Origin of the sequence: Pseudoalteromonas sp. T1lg88, from assembly GCF_002964765.1 — a bacterium.
Taxonomy (GTDB): Bacteria; Pseudomonadota; Gammaproteobacteria; order Enterobacterales; family Alteromonadaceae; genus Pseudoalteromonas.
In genome coordinates, this window is record NZ_PQCF01000006.1 from 138972 (window position 1) to 156554 (window position 17583).

Sequence of the window (17583 nt, forward strand, 5' to 3'; positions counted from 1 at the left end):
TATTCCCAAGAAATTAAAGAGCTTAAACACTATGTATGAAGAAGGACTTGATTACATTGGAGTTGTCGATTGGTTCGGCGGTACTAACAAAAAAACGGGGAAAAACAACCCCTTTGGGTTTATCGATACTCCGGTTAAAAATGGCATCTTTGTTCACAAGCAAGCTGTAAAACATGGACTGTTGAGTGAAGGTGACATCGTTGTTCTAAATATTACAACTGACAAGCAAAAACGAGCTCGAGCGAAAAACGTTGTCTTGCTGACAGATAGCCCCGAGGAATTTTTTGAGCGAGCGCTTCCTCTTTTCGATTCTGTACAAGCTTCATCAAACTTACTGACTAGCTTTGGTGAAATGCTCACTGAAGTATTTAGTTTTGAACAGAGCCTATCATTAGCGAAATCGCTCGCTATGCAAGATATTACCCTAGCCAAGTTGCTTAAGGTGATCAGTAAAAGTCAACTCCACGAGCAGCATTTTTTAAATGTGATGAAGCAGCGTACCTTAGATGATCTAGAGAATTGCAACTGCTCTGTACATGATATTCCAGATAGCTATATAAGCCAGAATTATGAGTACATATTTCAATGGTGGCAAAGACATAGCAGTAAATATAAAAGAACTGCTTTCGCACATAGAGCCATTGAGTATTTACAAGAATCTAGCCACATTGCCTCTGCTATTTTTTCAACACTTGATTACGATGATTTTTGTTCAATACTTTCCAAAGTTCAGGAAGTATGTGGTGAGATGCCAGAACTTGCGCGTCTGTTGATATCGGCTCAGGTCCCTGATAACGTTGTAGTACATTACCTAAAACTTTTAGATCTTAGTGATCAACTAAATAATTTAATCTCGAGCAGGCTATTACCAACGCCCGTAATTGATAAGTTTCTTTTGGAAAAGATTGAGGCCAACAACTTAAGAATCTCTAGTGAAGCATGGGTAGCAAAACTCATCGTAGAGCACGGACTGGTCAGAAAAGCGCTTGAGGCAGCTGGCAAGGAAGAGCAGCTTTTAATTGCTGCAACATTAGGACAGTTTTCTCCATTTAATATCAATACCCTGCTCACAATAAGCCAACAGACTAGCGGTTGGGAACTTCTGGAGAAATATACCAATAATTATTCTCTACAGACTTGCTTAGAAGGTATGCGTTATGTGGTTCCGGACCATAAATGCAAAAGAGACTTACCTCAACATTGCCTGAAGAAGTTGAGAGACGTAAATCTAACCCCAAGTGAAGTACATACTACTCTGCCGCTTTTAACCTTAACTGATGAAAACACAAAGCAGCAATTCTATGAAAAAAATATCCATTGTGTAATCTTGTATCTCGATGAGGTATGCGCAGAAGAAGAGCGAGATGTCTTATTGGAGCTGCTATTGCCGATCCTAGATATCAGCGCGATACTTACACTCATATTCAAAAATATATTGCAGCGAAAGCATATAGAAAAACGACTTTCTGAAGTGTCTGATTTTGTCTCAGATGTCATTGAAAAGAGGCCCGTTAAAACCCTGCCATATTTGCGGGATATATATACCGAATGCTTTACCAATAGCTCATCTTTCTATCAGCATCCAGTTATAAAACCGCTATACATTGCGCACCAGAAAGAAAAAGTGAAAGCCAAGATTTACAATCGGGATATGAGTTTTATCCAAGATATAACTTCAGACGCATTACTTAACCGTGATAATGAGTGTTGGTTTCTGTCACAACTGATTCCACTACTTAACGGTCACAACTCGCCAGAAACCATTAGTAAAGTTTTAAACTCTCGTCTGTGGAATGGTTTGGTAGGACAACACTTTGATATTGAAGATAAATCCTTATATAACTTATTCCCACAGTGTGAAACTTTAGCTCATTACTTTCCAAACATTCGCTTGTCTTGTGAAGCTTTTATTTGGACACCGCCAATCAAAGACAATGAAGAACCAGAAAGTATTTTCTTGTGTCGCTCTAAAAAGTGCAAAGACCCACAGGTTATTCCTAACTTGGCAAAGCACTACTCAGAATATTCAGTATTTGATTGGCTTGCTCTATATGGGATCAGTCAGAATGCTGAAAGTGGCCCATGCAAACAAGACTTTGCAATAAAACTAGCTGGCTTTATCAACCGACTTAAAGAGCTTTACTCGCGGCTAAACTGCCGTTCCTGCGGGTATTTAATGATACCTGATTTAGACTATGCTAGGACTGAACTTACAACAATAGACCCGTCAACTGGCCATGTTGTTACTATGCCTGTTAACGCAGCATATCGCGTTACGGTATTTAGATGTAATACGCCAAATTGCCCAGAGCATAACAAAGGTTACTATATTAACCATTGTTTAGGTCATAAGTGCCACAATCTCATTGATAGCCGTGACCTAAGCGAGAGTTGTGAATTTGGGCGCTATAAATGTAACGAATGTGGGAGCTGCTGCAAGAGGCACGCCCAACATACAAGCGATATTCACTATGATAATCTAAATAGCAAATATACTGCTATGTACGGTAACTCTCCTTTTTATCAAGTGAAGTCAAATAAATAAGTATCAATATGTATTTTGCGCAAACTCACAAATGAGTCATTTAAACTGTCAGAAGCGGGATTCCTAAAAACAAAATGGCGGGGCTTTTAATGAAGCATTTGAAAATTCTCCAAATTGTATTAGTTCTTCAAGAATGCTTTTTTCATTTAAGAGACAATTTTTAAGGCTTAACTCTCAAAGGGTTAAACCTTTTTTATGTTTTTTGAACTAACAATACTGCCCACAGGCGAAGCCGCAGCTCCAGGCGTACTGGAAATTGTAGCCGCCGAGCCAGCCGGTGACGTCGGTGACTTCACCAATAAAGTATAGGCCCGGTGCTTTTTTTGCTTCAAAGGTTTTTGAGCTGAGTTCATCCGTATCCACGCCGCCTAATGTCACTTCGGCGGTGCGATAGCCTTCGGTGCCATTGGGTTTGATTTGCCAGTTGTGCAGGTAGTCATGCAGCGCGGCAATTTGGCCGTGGGTCAGCTGATTGATATTGGCATCGGGGATGGCATTGGTATCGTGCAGCATTTCCACAAAGCGTTTCGGTAAAATGGTCGCCAAGGCATTTTTCAATGACTTTTGTGCGCTTTGCTGGCGTTGTTGTTCTAACCATTCGGTGATGTTTAGGGTAGGAAGTAAGTTAATACTCACTGCCTGCCCTGCGCGCCAAAATGAGCTAATTTGCAAAATGGCCGGGCCAGATAAGCCGCGGTGAGTAAAGAGAATATTCTCGCGAAATTGGGTACCGCACTCGCTTGTCACCAGGCAATCGGCGCTGATACCCGAGAGGCCATCAAAACGGTCTTTATCATGCTGGTGCAGGGTAAATGGCACCAAGGCAGCCATGGTAGACAACACCTTTAACCCGAACTGCTCGGCAATTTTATAACCGATTGGCGTGGCGCCCAGTTTTGGCATGGTAAGGCCACCGGATGCCACCACCAGGGATTCACATTCATAGGTGTGCGTGCCCGTTGTGACTATGTAGCCTTGCTCGGTTTTTTCCACGCCGATGACTTCGCTGCGCAACTGCACGCTTACGCCCGCCCATTCACATTCGGTCATAAGAATATCGACAATGTCTTGGGCGCTGTTATCACAGAACAATTGGCCGAGGGTTTTGTGGTGGTATTGCAGACCGTGGCGGTCGACCAGGTCGATAAAGTCGCGCTGAGTGTAGCGACTCAAGCAGGATTTTACGAAGTGCGGGTTGGCACAGAGGTAATTTTCAGGGCTGGCATTTTCGTTAGTAAAGTTACAACGACCACCGCCGCTGATCAGTATCTTACGGCCGGGCTTTTTGCCCATATCGACCACCACTACATCGCGGCCACGGTAACCCGCTTGCGCTGCACACATTAAACCCGCAGCACCGGCACCAATAATCACCACATCTTTTTTAATCACAGCATCACCCCTAGAAAAACCGCCGCTATTCTACCAAGCCAGGGCCGACAAAGATATTTACCCGGGTTAATTAAACGCGCCGAATGCCAGACAAGGGCACCGAGTTTAAACTCAGGTTGAAATTGCACCCAAAGCAACAATAGAACAAGAATCAACCAGCAAAAACCAATACAAAAGAACCAACAAAATCAAAAATAAAGATACTAACAGATTAATTTTAAACGTATATACGGCCAGATATAACAACCAGTACCCCTTTTATACCCAAAAGTTATTGCAATAATATTAACAAATAATTTACCATCCTCTTCGAAGTGTACTATTTGGGTACAAACTAAAAATAAATGGGGACTCTTATGACAACTAGAAAAACACTCCTCGCGCTAGCTATCCCGATGGCTCTTAGCTCATCGGCCCTCTACGCGAATGACATTCAAGAAGTGACGGCGCCGCAACAGGCGACACTGGCACAAACTCAGGCCAAACTAAAAGGCCAATCGCCATTAACCACACGCTTTATCATCAAGTACAAAGACAACGCCGAGCTAGGCACCAGTGCTGCGACCATGCCGGGCAATGGCAAGGCCCGTGCGAAGAAGTTTGTTGATGGCTTTAAAACTAATCGTGGCCAGGCTCGCGCTCAATATGTGCGAGAAATGGCCCTGCAAAATCACCACGTGATCCGTGCTGATAAGAAATTATCGGCGCAAGAAGCACAGCAGTTCATGCAAGACATGGTTGCCAGCGGCGAAGTGGAATACATCGAAATCGACCAGATGTTAAAGCCGTTCGCTACACCGAACGACCCACGCTACAGCGATCAGTGGCACTACTATGAAGCGGCTGCAGGCATTAACGCACCAGCGGCATGGGACTTTGCAACCGGTGCCGGTGTAACCGTGGCCGTGCTTGATACGGGTTACCGCCCACACGCCGACTTAAACGCCAATATCCTCCCTGGTTATGACATGATCTCTGACACCTTCGTTGCCAACGATGGCGGCGGTCGTGATAGCGATGCTAAAGACCCAGGTGATGCGGTAACTGCGAACGAATGTGGTTACAGCCATAATGCCAGCAGCTCTAGCTGGCACGGCACTCACGTAGCGGGTACGGTAGCGGCCGTTGCCAACAATGGCGAAGGGGTAACGGGTGTTGCCTATGACGCCAAAGTTGTGCCGGTTCGTGTACTGGGTAAATGCGGTGGTTTAACATCAGACATCGCCGATGCCATCGTATGGGCCTCAGGTGGTTCGGTATCGGGCGTACCAGCCAATGCTAATCCAGCGGATGTGATCAACATGAGTCTAGGTGGCAGTGGTTCATGTAGCTCTACTACACAAAACGCCATCAACCAGGCACGTGCCAACGGCACTGCGATTGTTATCGCTGCCGGTAACGACAACGACAACTCGGCAAACTACAACCCGGGTAACTGTAGCGGCGTAATCAACGTGGCCTCTGTTGGCCGTAACGGTGGTCGAGCCTACTACTCAAACTATGGTTCAAACATCGATGTGGCGGCACCGGGTGGCGCACAAAGCTTCGCAAACGACCCTGAAGGTATCTTATCTACCCACAACTCGGGATCAACCTCACCTTCAAGCGACAGCTACCACTACTCACAAGGTACGTCTATGGCGGCACCTCACGTAGCGGGTGTGGCTGCGCTTATCAAACAAGCCAAACCCACGGCGACACCGGATGAAATCGAAAGCATCCTGAAGTCGACCACCAAGGGCTTTAGCGCAACCTGTACCAGCTGTGGTACCGGTATCGTTGATGCGGCGGCTGCGGTTGCTCAGGCAAGCGGCGGTACAACACCACCACCAAGCGGCGGCAATGAGCTGACACCAGGCACGGCAGAAACTGGTTTAAGCGGCGCAGCCGGCTCTGAAACAAGCTACACCATGACGGTACCTTCGGGCGCCACTAACGTGACCTTCACCACCAGCGGTGGCAGCGGCGACCTGGACATGTATGTTAAGGCGGGCAGCGCTCCAACCACATCAAGCTATGATTGCCGACCTTACCAAAACGGTAACAACGAAACCTGTAGCATCGACAACCCAACGGCGGGCACCTACTACGTGATGCTGCGCGGTTACAGCGCCTACAGCAATGCATCGCTATTGGGTGAGCTAACTACCTCAGGTGGCGGCACGGGCACCGGCGGTGGCGGTGGCGGTACCGTATCCGATATTTCAGCATCGGCGGGTCAGTGGAAACACTACACATTAGAAGTGCCTGCGGGCATGAGCACCTTGGATGTAAATATCTCAGGTGGTACTGGTGATGCCGACCTATTTGTTCGCTTTGGCGCACAGCCTACGGCAAGCAGCTATGACTGTCGTCCTTATAAAGGCGGCAACAACGAAAGCTGTAGCTTTAGCAACCCACAAGCGGGTACCTGGCATATTAGCCTTAATGCTTACCAGACCTTCTCTGGTGTGACATTAAACGCGCAATATAACCCTTAGGATATTCTCCTACCCAGCAAAAAGGCCGCGTGATGCGGCCTTTTTTATGCAAGCAAAACTAACCCTTATTAAAGGTTCGCCAGTACATGCTCGGCTTTAGATACTTCAAACTGCTTGTCTTCTTCCACAAACAGCTGGGTAACCACGCCATTGTCTACCACCATGGCATAGCGTGTTGAACGCACGCCACCGAAGTCACCCGTGTCTTTATCCAGCCCCAGGGCCTTGGTAAAGCTGGCATCGCCATCGGCCAGCATACGAATACGATCGGCATTCTGGCTCTCGCCCCAGGCCTTCATAACAAAGGCATCGTTCACCGACACACACATGACTTCGTCAACGCCTTTTGCAGTAAACTCTTCGCGCAGCACAACAAAGCCTGGCAAATGCGCCGCCGAGCAGGTCGGTGTAAAGGCGCCGGGTACGGCAAACAGCACCACTTTTTTATTGGCGAACAACTCGTCGGTAGTGAAATGGTTCAGCCCCTGCTCGCCTAGTTGTGTCAGGCTCGCGGCGGGAATTTTTTGACCTTGGGCAATCATAATTACTTCCTTTTTGGTTATAGAATCAGGGTATATCTTGGGCCATTCTTACGCTTTTAAACCCAGACTAAGACGAATTTGCTGCAAGCTTTACCGGGTGGCTGTTGCGTAAACATAGAGACGCGTCTGCTTATCTCTTAGATTAATATTAATGCACGCAGAATATTAAGTCTTTATGGCAAGAGAATGAAAAAACAAAACCCGGATATTCCCGGGTCTGTGAAGTCGTTATTTCATGGCCGCATTCACGTACACATCGAAACGGTTTTTCTTGGTCTTGATCTGGGTGCTGGGGGTGCGTTCGTTTAAAAACGGCGCATAATCCGGGCGCTTAACCACCACCCTTTTGCTCGCCAGTTGCAGCGCCGGCGTCAGCAGATCATCGGCATCACCGTCATCCCCCACCAGGGATTGGAATACCCGCATTTCCTTTTTGACCAGAGCGGATTTTTCCCGATGCGGGAACATGGGATCGAGGTACACCACATCAACTTCCCCCTCGGAAAGGGGTTGCTTCTCTAACAGCACATGGCTGCTGCCATGATGCAGGTGCATACGCTCCTTCATCCAGGGGCCGATTTCCGCATCCAGGTAGGCGCGTTCCAAGCCATCATACAGCAGGGCCGCGACCACGGGGTGGCGTTCAAACAAGGTGACCTTGCAGCCGAGCGAAGCCAGTACAAAAGCATCACGGCCAAGTCCGGCGGTGGCGTCGAGTACATGAGGCGTGGCGCCCTTATTCAGGCCTACGGCCTTGGCAATGGCCTGACCTTTGCCGCCACCAAACTTACGGCGGTGAGCCGCGGCGCCTTCAACAAAGTCGACACGAATAGGCGTGAGCTTAGGCTCGTCACGCTTGCATAAGGCCAATCCCAACTCATCGTATTGCAGGTAAAATTGCTCATCGAGTGGACATTCGTCCAACTTAAAGCGCTGGCTTAGGGTATCGCAATAGGCTTGCGCGGTATCGATACGGCAATAGATGTGCACGACTTTCTCCGTGGAAATGGCTGTTGAGTGAGTATGATATCAGGATTTTTAGCCGCACCCTTCACTTAAATACAGTAAAAGATGCGGCTAAATAGTTGGCTAGGCCATTGTTGATGCTTTAAGCGGCAATGCCGCTGTGACGCAGCAGGGCATCCACACTTGGTGCACGACCACGGAAACGCTCAAACAACACCGCCGGCTCCTCCGAGCCACCCTGCTCAAGGATATGGGTTAAGAAGGCACGGCCGGTGTCGGCGTTAAAGATCCCTTCTTCCTCAAATTTAGAGAAGGCATCGGCCGAGAGTACTTCCGCCCATTTGTAAGAGTAGTAACCTGCACTGTAGCCACCGGCAAAAATATGGCTAAAGCTATGCTGGAAACGATTAAAGCTTGGCGCCTTAACAACCGCCACCTGCTCACGCACGCGATCGAGAATGGCCTGAATTTCGCTGCCCTTGCTGGGGTCGTAATCCGCATGAATATGAAAATCAAACAAGGAGAACTCAAGCTGACGCACCATCTGCATCGCCGACTGGTAGTTCTTCGCCGCCAATAGTTTATCCAGCAGCTCCTTAGGCAAAGGCTCATGAGTTTCATAATGACCCGAGATAAAGGCCAGCGCCTCCTGCTCGTAACACCAGTTCTCTAAAAACTGACTTGGCAGCTCCACCGCATCCCAGGCGACCCCGTTAATGCCGGCAACGGCGGCGGCATCTACCTGAGTCAGCATATGGTGCAGACCATGGCCAAACTCATGGAACAGAGTGACCACTTCGTCATGGGTAAACAGCGCCGGCTTATCGCCCACCGGACGGTTAAAGTTACACACTAAGTAGGCCACCGGAGTTTGCAATTGTCCGCCTAAACGCACCTTGCGGCCCATGCAGTCGTCCATCCAGGCGCCGCCACGTTTATGCTCACGGGCATAGAGGTCAAGGTAGAAGCGGCCACGCAGGGTATCGCTCCTGTCGTAAATCTCGAAAAAGCGTACGTCTTTATGGTAGGTATCAAATTCTTTTTGCTCTTCAACACGAATGGCAAACAGCTTTTCAACGGTTTTAAACAAGCCGCTGAGAACCCTGTCTTCAGGGAAGTACGGACGCAGTTGCTCGTCGCTGATGGCATATTTTTCCTGCTTTAGCTTCTCGCTGTAATAGGCATAATCCCAGGCTTCCAGCGCCGTTACACCGTGCGTTTGCTCGGCATAGGTGCGCAGCTCCTGTAAGTCTTGTTGCGCCTGCGGCTTAGACTTGGCGGCCAGGTCATTGAGGAAGCCAAATACCTGCTCCGTTGAGTCGGCCATCTTGGTTGCCAGTGACTTTTGGGCGTAGTTTTCAAAGCCTAACAACTGCGCCAGTTCATGACGTAGTTTCAGCTCTTCATCCATAATGGCACTGTTGTCATATTCGCCGGCGTTAGGGCCCTGATCCGAGGCGCGGGTAACAAAGGCGGTGTAGGCTTCTTCACGTAGTTCGCGGTTATCCGCATGGGTGATGATCGGCAGGTACGAGGGGATATCCAGGGTAAACAACCAGCCTTCTAATTCTTTGCTTTGGGCGGTGTGTGCCGCCAGGTCTTTTGCCGACTCGGGCAAACCGGCCAGCTCACTTTCGTCGGTGATATGCTTTTGCCAGGCCAAGGTGGCATCCATTACATTGTTGCCGAACTTGGCGCTCAGCTCGCTCAGGCGACTGACGATTTCGCCATAGCGCTTTTTATCCTCGTCATTCAGAGCTATGCCCGAGAGTTTAAAGTCGCGCAGGGCGTTGTCTATGACCTTTTTTTGCGCCTTGCTTAGGCGAGTGTATTCATCGCTGTTGGCCAGTGCCGTATAGGCATCGAACAGACCCTGATGCTGACCCACAAAGGTGCTGTATTCGCTCAACAGCGGCAATACCGCGTCGTACGCTTCACGCAGCTCAGGGGTGTTTACCACCGAGTGCATATGGGAGACGGGTGAAAATAAGCGGCCCAGTTTGTCATCGGCCTCTTCCAGAGGCATCACCAGACCTTGCCAGGTAAAATCCTGCGCTTCAAGAACCTGGGCTATGGTGTCTTTACATTCTTTGATGCCATGCTCGACGGCTGGTTGCACATGCTCGGGCTTAATTGTTGAAAACGGTGGTAAGCCTTCGAGGGCAATCAAGGGGTTGGTCATAACTGAGTCTCATAATACGATTAATACCTACATTCTTGGGGCAATACGGCAAAATACAAGTGCAGATCAGCGCCTTCATTTCTGCTATGGTATGGCAAACCAAATATGACAGTAAAAGTTCATAGGAATAAACAACATGTCTCAACACTTTGATTATATTTGCATCGGTGGCGGCAGTGGCGGTATCGCCTCGGCTAACCGTGCCGCCATGCGCGGTGCCAAGGTGGCCCTGATTGAAGCCACTCATCTGGGCGGCACCTGCGTAAACGTGGGCTGCGTACCGAAAAAAGTAATGTGGCACGGCGCCCAAATTGCCGAAGCCATTAAACTCTATGCGCCGGATTATGGCTTTGATGTTGAGCTAAAAGACTTTAACTGGCAAAAACTGGTAGAAAGCCGCGAAGCCTATATCGGCCGCATCCACCAGGGCTATAACAAATACCTGGCCAGCAATGGCGTTACCGTGATCAATGGCTTTGCCAAGTTTGTCGATAACAAAACCGTAGAAGTGAACGGCGAGCACTACAGCGCCGACCATATTCTTGTGGCCGTCGGTGGTCGCCCGACCATTCCTAATATTCCCGGCGCCGAGCATGGCATCGACTCTAACGGCTTCTTTGAATTAAACGAGCAGCCAAAACGCGTTGCGGTTGTTGGCGCCGGCTATATCGCCGTAGAAATTGCCGGTGTATTAAATAGCCTGGGCACAGAGACTCACCTCTTTGTTCGTCGCCATGCGCCGCTGCGCACCTTTGATGGCATGCTGGTTGACACCCTGGTCGAGGTAATGAAAAAAGAAGGCCCGACCCTGCACACCGAGTGCTCACCGAAAGAAGTGGTTAAAGAAGCGGATGGCAGCCTGACACTACACTTCGAAAATGGTCACAGCCAAAATGTCGACCAGGTGATCTGGGCCATTGGCCGTACGCCAACCACGGATGCCATTAATATTGCCGCGGCGGGTGTGGAAGTGACCGAGTCTGGTTATGTGAAAGTCGATGAATATCAAAACACCACGGCCGAAGGCGTGTATGCGGTGGGCGATATTATCGAAGGCGGCATCGAGCTGACGCCGGTGGCGGTTAAGGCTGGCCGTATTCTTTCCGAACGCCTGTTTAATGACGAGCTGCCAAATGATATGAAGATGGACTATAACCTGGTTCCTACCGTGGTCTTTAGCCACCCGCCCATCGGCACCATAGGCCTAAGCGAAGAGCAAGCCATTGCCGAGCACGGTGAGGAAAATATCAAGGTTTACACCTCAAGCTTCGCCGCCATGTATACCGCCGTGACCCAGCACCGTCAGCCTTGTTCAATGAAGCTGGTATGCCTGGGCAAGGAAGAGAAGATCATCGGCCTGCACGGCATAGGTTTTGCCGTGGACGAAATGATCCAGGGCTTTGCCGTGGCGATGAAGATGGGCGCAACCAAGGCCGACTTTGATGCGGTGGTGGCGATACACCCAACAGGCTCTGAAGAATTTGTTACTATGAGATAGAAAAGCTTGGGCTAAAGTAACGAAGCAATTCACCTAAAAAAAGGGCCACTAGGCCCTTTTTTATCTTAAGAAATCTTTCCTGCCCCAGCCACCATTCCCCTTAACCTCGTTCCTTTTCCGCCAGATAACTCCCCAGCACTAAACGCAGTTCATTCACCGTTGCCTCGACGCTGCTCGGCTCAAGCAAAAATGCTTGCTGCATGGTACCGGCGGTAATGTTCTGGACCATAATCGCCAGAAATTGACTGTCTTGTGGCGATAAATCCGGGTTACGCAAGGCCACTATCTTGGTCATAAAGAGGATAAATTCGGAGTTTTTATGAGGCTGACGCACTTCTTGAACAACCGGTAAATAGTCGCCGTGCTGCCACACATAATTGGCAAAGGGCAGCAACAACTTATCAACCAGCTCATAGGGAGACAGGGTTAACCACAGCTGATCATCCACCTCTTCCAGGGTACGCACAATATCGCCGATGGACTCTTCGTGTCGCTCGAACAAGGCCTTGAGTACCGCATCCCGGTCGGAGAAGAAATGATAAAGGGAGCCGATAGAGGTGTGTGCCATTTTCGCCAGGTTTTGCATGGTCAAGTTTGCCAATCCATCCGCTTCAATTATTTTGGCGGCGGCATCTAGTAACATTTGCACACGGCGAAATCCCCTTTCCTGCTGGGGAGTGCGTGGGGCTGTGCTTTTAGCATTCGAATTTGTCATAGACTCTTTTACTGACTTGGGTCCTGCTGGACATTAAAAACATTTGAGCACACCCAGGCGATGAAAAACAAGAAAATTAGATGACACCCTCTAGTTTTAAAACTAGAATACCCCCTCTATTTTATTACTCTAGTTGCGAGCAATGCGTTATGAGTATCTGGTACCTACTTTGCCTGCTGTCGACCCTGGCAGTATTAATCGCCTTCAGTAACCAGTTTCTGGTGAAAACTCAGCCCACCATTGCCATCACGGCAGGCTCCTTGTTGATGTCGATGTTGCTTATTCTTGCCGGTAAGGTCTTTGGCACCGAAGCCACACAGGAACTCTTTAACTTAGTTGCCGAAATAGATTTTAAGCAATTTCTACTGGATGGCGTCCTGGGGGTGTTACTCTTTGCCGGAGCGCTGGAAATTGACCTTAGGGTGATGAAAAAGCAACGCAAAGAAATAGCCGTTCTGGTGCTGTTTTCAACCCTGGTCTCTACCTTTATCGTGGCTTATCTCAGCTATCAGTTACTGGGCTTTATGGGTTGGCCCGTGCCCTTTATCTACTGCTTGCTTTTTGGGGCGCTGATCAGCCCCACCGACCCCATCGCCGTGCTGGCCATCATCAAGCAGATGAAGGCGCCGGAAAACATTTCCATTCAGGTAGAAGGCGAGTCGCTGTTTAATGACGGTGTCGGCCTGGTGCTGTTTACCACCATTTTAGCCGTGGCCTTGTCGGGCACCGCGCCGACCGCAGCCGGGGTCGCCCACCTGTTTTTGGTCGACGCGATTGGCGGCATCGCCTTTGGCCTGGTGCTCGCCTTCGTCTCCCATGTACTGATCATAAAAAGTCGTGAAGCCAATATTCGCCTGCTGCTCACCATCTGTATTCCCACCGCCGGCTTTGCCACCGCAAATCTGCTCGGAATATCCGGGGCCTTGGCCATGGTGGTCAGTGGTATCTTTATTGGTAATGTAACCCGAGGAAAAGCGGCGACCATGTCGCGCTACACCAGCGTTCGCAATGTTCGTAACTTCTGGCATGCCATCGAGGGCGCCCTAAATGCGCTCTTGTTCCTCTTGATTGGCCTGCTATTAGTCACCCTGCCCTTTACCTGGGAAGAAATAAGCATAGGCTTACTCATGATACCCATTGTCCTGCTGGCGCGTTTTATCAGTGTGTCGCTGCCCTACCTCGCTTTTCGCCGTTTCCGCCAGTACGACGTCAACGCGGTGCGCATTCTCACCTGGGGTGGCTTACGAGGCGGACTTGCGCTGGCCATGGCGGCCTCCATTCCTGCGGGCCAGGCCGTGGTTAATGGCACGGATATTAAAACCCTGTTGGTGACCTTAACCTACGTGGTGGTGATCTTCTCCATTATTGTTCAGGCGTCCACCATTCGCCCCCTGATCGAGGGCAGTATCCGCGCCTCGGCAAACAAGGATTCCTGAACCCAGGCACAGGTTCAGGGCTAATCTAGGCTCACCCAGATTAGCCCTGATCCTTCTTCGGCAAACGCCGCCCCAGCAACCATTCGTTTTTTTAGAATGGTAAGCGCTAATTTTACTAATTTTCGTTCTTATAAATTGAGTTTATTATTTCCTTATCGCAACACAGAGACCTAATTAAGGAAACGAAGATGAACTTACACACACTTATTAACAGCAACGAGACTCTCACCAACATCAGTGCCCTACTCGCGCGCTTTGGTTTAACCGCACTCTTTGTGCTTACCGGCTTAAGTAAAATCGAATTCTACGATGCCACGGCCCAGTACATGGCCTCGGTTGGCGTCCCCGACATGTTACTGCCGCTGGTTATTTTATTGGAGGTCGTTGGCGGCATCATGATTATTGCCGGCCTGCTGACTCGCTTAACGGCCTTGGCCTTTGCACTCTTTAGTGTGGTGAGCGCCCTGCTGTTCCACTTTCAGCTTGACGACCAAACGCAGTTTTTAATGTTCTATAAGAACATCGCCATTGCCGGTGGCTTCCTTGCCCTGGCGGCCTCGGGAGCGGGCAAATTCAGCCTGGATGCGCTGCTAAGTCGCCGTCAGGCCAAATAACCGCAAATGAATCAACGGCCCGCACCCTGCGGGCCTTTTTGCCGCTTATCAGCCGGGTGAGACCTTTCTTTTTACCCAGCGCATGTTAGGGTTAGGCTATGATTAATCGTCCTTTTTAGCTCATGCTCAGGATCACCTTAGAACAGTGGCGGATGTTTCGCGCCGTCGTCGAATCTGGCGGCTTTAATCAGGCCGCACAGAGCGTGCACAAAAGCCAGTCGAGCGTTCACAGTGCGGTCGCAAAAATTGAGGCTGCCTTCGGCGTTAAGCTCTTTCATATAGAGGGGCGGCGCACCGTACTGACCGACGCTGGAAAAATGCTGCTCAGACGCGCCGAATACCTGTTGGAAGAAGCGGCCAAGGTCGAAGCCATAGGCCATACCTTGGGCGACGGCATTGAGTCGCGTCTGCGTATCGCCGTCGACCAAACCCTGCCACAGCATCTTCTCTATGCCGTGCTCGAAGCCACCAGCAGCCAGTATCCGTTATTACGCATTGAGTTGTTTGAGTCCATTTTGACCGGCGCCTTGGAGTTAGTACAAAACGATCAGGTAGAACTGGCGGTCTCCCCCTACTCTGGCGATGGCTTTAGCGAACAGCTTTGCAGTATCGACTTTATCGCCGTGGCGCACCCGCAGCATGCACTGCATCATCTGGGTCGAGCGCTGACCCGTGAAGATTTAAAAGCCCACCGCCAAATAGTTGTCCGCGATTCCGCTCTTCAGGGGAAACAAGATGCCGGCTGGCTGGGTGCCGATCAGCGTTGGACCGTTAGCCAGATCAACACCTCCATCGACATGATAGGCAATGGCCTGGGTTTTGCGTGGTTACCCAAGCATGCCATTACCCATGCCCTTGCCGATGGCACCTTAAAACCCCTGCCGTTAAGTAGCGGCGCACAGCGCACCCATCCACTGTATCTCTTATTTAAAGACGGCGATAACCTGGGGCCGGCGGCACGGACTTTTATTGGCGAGTTACGCAGCCGGGTATAAATCGCAGGCCCAACAAGCGTTCGCTTAAAACGAACGATATGTGCTTTTTATACTCATTTTAATCTCTTTAGCGGGATATTAGACTGGCTTCAACACCTCAAGTTTGGAGCACATCTTATGAAATATTTTCGCAAAGCCACTGAACGCGGAACGGTTGATCTCGGTTGGCTAAAAAGCCAACATAGCTTTTCATTTGGCCATTATTACGACCCCGCCCATATGGGCGTCTCGGCGCTCAGGGTAATTAACGAAGACAGGGTTCAGCCCGGGCAAGGCTTCGACACTCATGGCCATCGCGATATGGAAATTATCTCCTATGTGATCAGTGGAGCCTTGAAACATAAGGACAGCCAGGGCAATGAATTTATTGTTCCCGCTGGAGAAGTGCAGCGTATGAGTGCCGGCAGCGGCATTATGCACAGTGAATATAATGCCTCGGACAGCGAACCGGTGCACTTTTTACAAATTTGGATTCTGCCAAAATTCAGAGGCATTACGCCCAGCTATGAGCAGATGCAAGTTCATCAGCACAGTGCAATGACGCCCCTAGTGACGCCGACCGGGGAGCCGGGCACCCTGAGCATAAATCAGGATGCACGCATTTCACGGCTGCAGCTAAAACCGGGAGAGCAATACAAGTTGACTAGCGCCGGTACCGGTTATTTGCACCTGGTAAGCGGCCACGCCCACAGCCAGGAGCTGGCCTTAAACGCCGGCGATGCCTTTGCAACAGAGAAGGATGAAACAGTGACTATTTATGCCGATTCGGCCCTTGAAGCGCTTTGGTTTGAGTTACCCTAATGACGCTCACCACGCTTCTCGTTATCGCCGCAGTGGTGATGCTCACCGGCATTTCCAAATCGGGATTTGCCGGCGCCCTGGGTGTTTTTGCCGTCCCCTTACTCCTGCTGGTGATGCCCGCCCTTGATGCCATCGCCTTGATGTTGCCGATTCTCATCATTGCCGATGTCTTTAGCTTAAAAAGCTATTGGCGCCAATGGCAAAACGAGCTGATCCGCCTGCTGCTGCCCGGCGTTGTTGTCGGGGTCTTGATAGCCCAGTGGCTGATTCAAATTATTCCCGCCGCCTGGCTCAGTGCCGCCATCGCCACCCTGAGCTTGCTGTTTGCGCTGCGCAGCTTATTTTTTGCCAAGATACGTTACGGCTTTTTGGCAAGCGATTGGGGCGGACGCGTTATGGCGACCTTATCCGGACTGGCCAGCACCTTGGTCCATGCCGGCGGACCGCCGTTGATCATTTACTTCACCGCCAAGGCTCTGGCCCCGCGCCAGTATGTGGCCACCGCGGCGGCGCTATTTGCACTGATGAACGGCGTTAAACTTGCGGCCTTTAGTGCCCAGGGGCTGCTCACCCTGGACCTGCTGTTCACCGCCTTAGCCTTTGTGCCCTTAGCCCTGCTAGGCAATTGGTTGGGAGTGAAAATTCAGCAAAGATTTAATCCCCAGCATTTTTTACGGGTGATGAACTGGCTCTTGCTGCTGTTGGCCTTGGTCCTCTATGCCAAGCTGATATTTAGCTAGGAACGCTAAGACTTTCCCCCGTCAGCGGCTCGGCGCGCCAAACTTTTTCCTCATTCTTGTGTGCATCCACCATACTGATAGTTTGTCACCCCGATAGGAGCAAAGCCATGGCCCTGAGTCTTCACGTCATTATTTGCAGCGTTCGCCCCGGCAGAGTCGGCCCATCCGTCGCCAACTGGTTTTACGAGTTTGCCAAGGAGCAAGGCAACTTTGATGTTTCCCTGGTGGATATTGCCGCCTTTAACCTGCCCATGTACGACGAACCCAAGCATCCGCGCCTGCAGGAATACCAGCATGAACATACCAAGGCCTGGTCGCGCAGTGTGGCCCGGGCCGATGCCTATGTGTTCGTGCTGCCCGAGTACAACTTTTGCCCGCCCTCGTCTTTCACCAACGCTCTGGATTATGTTTATAACGAATGGAATTACAAACCCTGTGGCTTCGTCAGTTATGGCGGCGTCTCCGGTGGCTTGCGCTCAACCCAGGTAGCCAAACAGTTAGTGACCACCTTAAAGATGATGCCCATGATGGAAAGCGTGATGGTGCAAATGCCCTGGAACCTGCTCGATGAGGATAAACACTTTGTTGCCAATGAACATCACCTCGCCTCCGGCAAATCCCTGTTAGAAGAGCTGGAAAAATGGGCCAAAGCGCTAAAAACCATGCGCTGATACTCA

The 17583-nt window shown here is 50.1% G+C and carries 14 protein-coding genes; 9 read left to right on the top strand and 5 right to left on the bottom strand.

What is annotated here, in order from left to right:
* Positions 1-31: 31 nt before the first annotated feature.
* Complete coding sequence (locus tag C2M34_RS02355; protein ID WP_105257964.1) at positions 32-2545, top strand: hypothetical protein; 2514 nt, start codon at positions 32-34, stop codon at positions 2543-2545.
* A gap of 207 nt (positions 2546-2752) precedes the next feature.
* Here C2M34_RS02355 and C2M34_RS02360 read toward each other — a convergent pair whose 3' ends face one another.
* Positions 2753-3937 (bottom strand): NAD(P)/FAD-dependent oxidoreductase, encoded by a 1185-nt coding sequence (locus C2M34_RS02360; protein WP_105257965.1) that lies wholly within the window; start codon positions 3935-3937, stop codon positions 2753-2755.
* 356 nt (positions 3938-4293) lie between these two features.
* On the opposite strand from C2M34_RS02360, the gene C2M34_RS02365 reads away from it, so the two are divergent.
* On the top strand, positions 4294-6417 hold the full coding sequence (locus C2M34_RS02365; protein ID WP_199878764.1) for a S8 family peptidase: 2124 nt from the start codon (positions 4294-4296) through the stop codon (positions 6415-6417).
* 68 nt (positions 6418-6485) lie between these two features.
* Here the strand turns inward: C2M34_RS02365 and C2M34_RS02370 are convergent, their stop codons facing one another.
* From C2M34_RS02370 to prlC, 3 genes are all read right to left on the bottom strand, one after another.
* Positions 6486-6959 carry a peroxiredoxin gene (locus C2M34_RS02370; RefSeq protein WP_105188331.1) on the bottom strand — a complete coding sequence of 158 codons (474 nt, stop codon included), beginning with the start codon at positions 6957-6959 and terminating at the stop codon, positions 6486-6488.
* Positions 6960-7187: 228 nt separating this feature from the next.
* Entirely contained in the window at positions 7188-7949 is a 762-nt protein-coding gene (locus tag C2M34_RS02375) for a class I SAM-dependent methyltransferase (RefSeq protein WP_105199532.1), read from the bottom strand.
* A gap of 118 nt (positions 7950-8067) precedes the next feature.
* Positions 8068-10107 (bottom strand): oligopeptidase A, encoded by a 2040-nt coding sequence (prlC, locus tag C2M34_RS02380; RefSeq protein ID WP_105257967.1) that lies wholly within the window; start codon positions 10105-10107, stop codon positions 8068-8070.
* Positions 10108-10243: 136 nt separating this feature from the next.
* Between prlC and gorA the strand changes: the two genes are divergently transcribed.
* Positions 10244-11605 (top strand): glutathione-disulfide reductase, encoded by a 1362-nt coding sequence (gorA, locus tag C2M34_RS02385; protein WP_105257968.1) that lies wholly within the window; start codon positions 10244-10246, stop codon positions 11603-11605.
* A 100-nt stretch (positions 11606-11705) separates the two neighbouring features.
* Here the strand turns inward: gorA and C2M34_RS02390 are convergent, their stop codons facing one another.
* On the bottom strand, positions 11706-12248 hold the full coding sequence (locus tag C2M34_RS02390) for a TetR/AcrR family transcriptional regulator (RefSeq protein WP_234000028.1): 543 nt from the start codon (positions 12246-12248) through the stop codon (positions 11706-11708).
* A 221-nt stretch (positions 12249-12469) separates the two neighbouring features.
* Here C2M34_RS02390 and C2M34_RS02395 point away from each other — a divergent pair, with 221 nt between their 5' ends.
* From C2M34_RS02395 to C2M34_RS02420, 6 genes are all read left to right on the top strand, one after another.
* Positions 12470-13756: a cation:proton antiporter gene (locus C2M34_RS02395; protein ID WP_105257969.1), complete on the top strand. Its 1287-nt coding sequence runs from the start codon at positions 12470-12472 to the stop codon at positions 13754-13756.
* A 188-nt stretch (positions 13757-13944) separates the two neighbouring features.
* Entirely contained in the window at positions 13945-14370 is a 426-nt protein-coding gene (locus C2M34_RS02400) for a DoxX family protein (protein WP_105257970.1), read from the top strand.
* A 122-nt stretch (positions 14371-14492) separates the two neighbouring features.
* On the top strand, positions 14493-15365 hold the full coding sequence (locus C2M34_RS02405) for a LysR family transcriptional regulator (protein ID WP_105257971.1): 873 nt from the start codon (positions 14493-14495) through the stop codon (positions 15363-15365).
* A 117-nt stretch (positions 15366-15482) separates the two neighbouring features.
* The gene (locus tag C2M34_RS02410) at positions 15483-16166 is read left to right on the top strand and encodes a pirin family protein (RefSeq protein WP_105257972.1); all 684 of its coding nucleotides are present in this window, start codon (positions 15483-15485) and stop codon (positions 16164-16166) included.
* Positions 16166-16906, top strand: a complete 741-nt coding sequence (locus C2M34_RS02415; protein WP_105257973.1) for a sulfite exporter TauE/SafE family protein — start codon at positions 16166-16168, stop codon at positions 16904-16906. Before C2M34_RS02410 ends, C2M34_RS02415 begins: the two co-directional genes overlap by 1 nt.
* A gap of 107 nt (positions 16907-17013) precedes the next feature.
* Positions 17014-17577 carry an NADPH-dependent FMN reductase gene (locus C2M34_RS02420; protein ID WP_105257974.1) on the top strand — a complete coding sequence of 188 codons (564 nt, stop codon included), beginning with the start codon at positions 17014-17016 and terminating at the stop codon, positions 17575-17577.
* Positions 17578-17583 lie beyond the last annotated feature (6 nt).

Excerpts from the sequence above, each read along its gene's own strand:
- C2M34_RS02415 (WP_105257973.1), top strand. The coding sequence starts at position 16,166 with ATGACGCTCACCACGCTTCTCGTTATCGCCGCAGTGGTGATGCTCACC.
- C2M34_RS02420 (WP_105257974.1), top strand. The coding sequence starts at position 17,014 with ATGGCCCTGAGTCTTCACGTCATTATTTGCAGCGTTCGCCCCGGCAGA.
- C2M34_RS02410 (WP_105257972.1), top strand. The coding sequence starts at position 15,483 with ATGAAATATTTTCGCAAAGCCACTGAACGCGGAACGGTTGATCTCGGT.
- C2M34_RS02365 (WP_199878764.1), top strand. The coding sequence starts at position 4,294 with ATGACAACTAGAAAAACACTCCTCGCGCTAGCTATCCCGATGGCTCTT.
- C2M34_RS02390 (WP_234000028.1), bottom strand. The coding sequence starts at position 12,248 with ATGTTACTAGATGCCGCCGCCAAAATAATTGAAGCGGATGGATTGGCA.
- C2M34_RS02400 (WP_105257970.1), top strand. The coding sequence starts at position 13,945 with ATGAACTTACACACACTTATTAACAGCAACGAGACTCTCACCAACATC.
- C2M34_RS02370 (WP_105188331.1), bottom strand. The coding sequence starts at position 6,959 with ATGATTGCCCAAGGTCAAAAAATTCCCGCCGCGAGCCTGACACAACTA.
- C2M34_RS02405 (WP_105257971.1), top strand. The coding sequence starts at position 14,493 with ATGCTCAGGATCACCTTAGAACAGTGGCGGATGTTTCGCGCCGTCGTC.
- C2M34_RS02395 (WP_105257969.1), top strand. The coding sequence starts at position 12,470 with ATGAGTATCTGGTACCTACTTTGCCTGCTGTCGACCCTGGCAGTATTA.
- C2M34_RS02355 (WP_105257964.1), top strand. The coding sequence starts at position 32 with ATGTATGAAGAAGGACTTGATTACATTGGAGTTGTCGATTGGTTCGGC.
- prlC (WP_105257967.1), bottom strand. The coding sequence starts at position 10,107 with ATGACCAACCCCTTGATTGCCCTCGAAGGCTTACCACCGTTTTCAACA.
- gorA (WP_105257968.1), top strand. The coding sequence starts at position 10,244 with ATGTCTCAACACTTTGATTATATTTGCATCGGTGGCGGCAGTGGCGGT.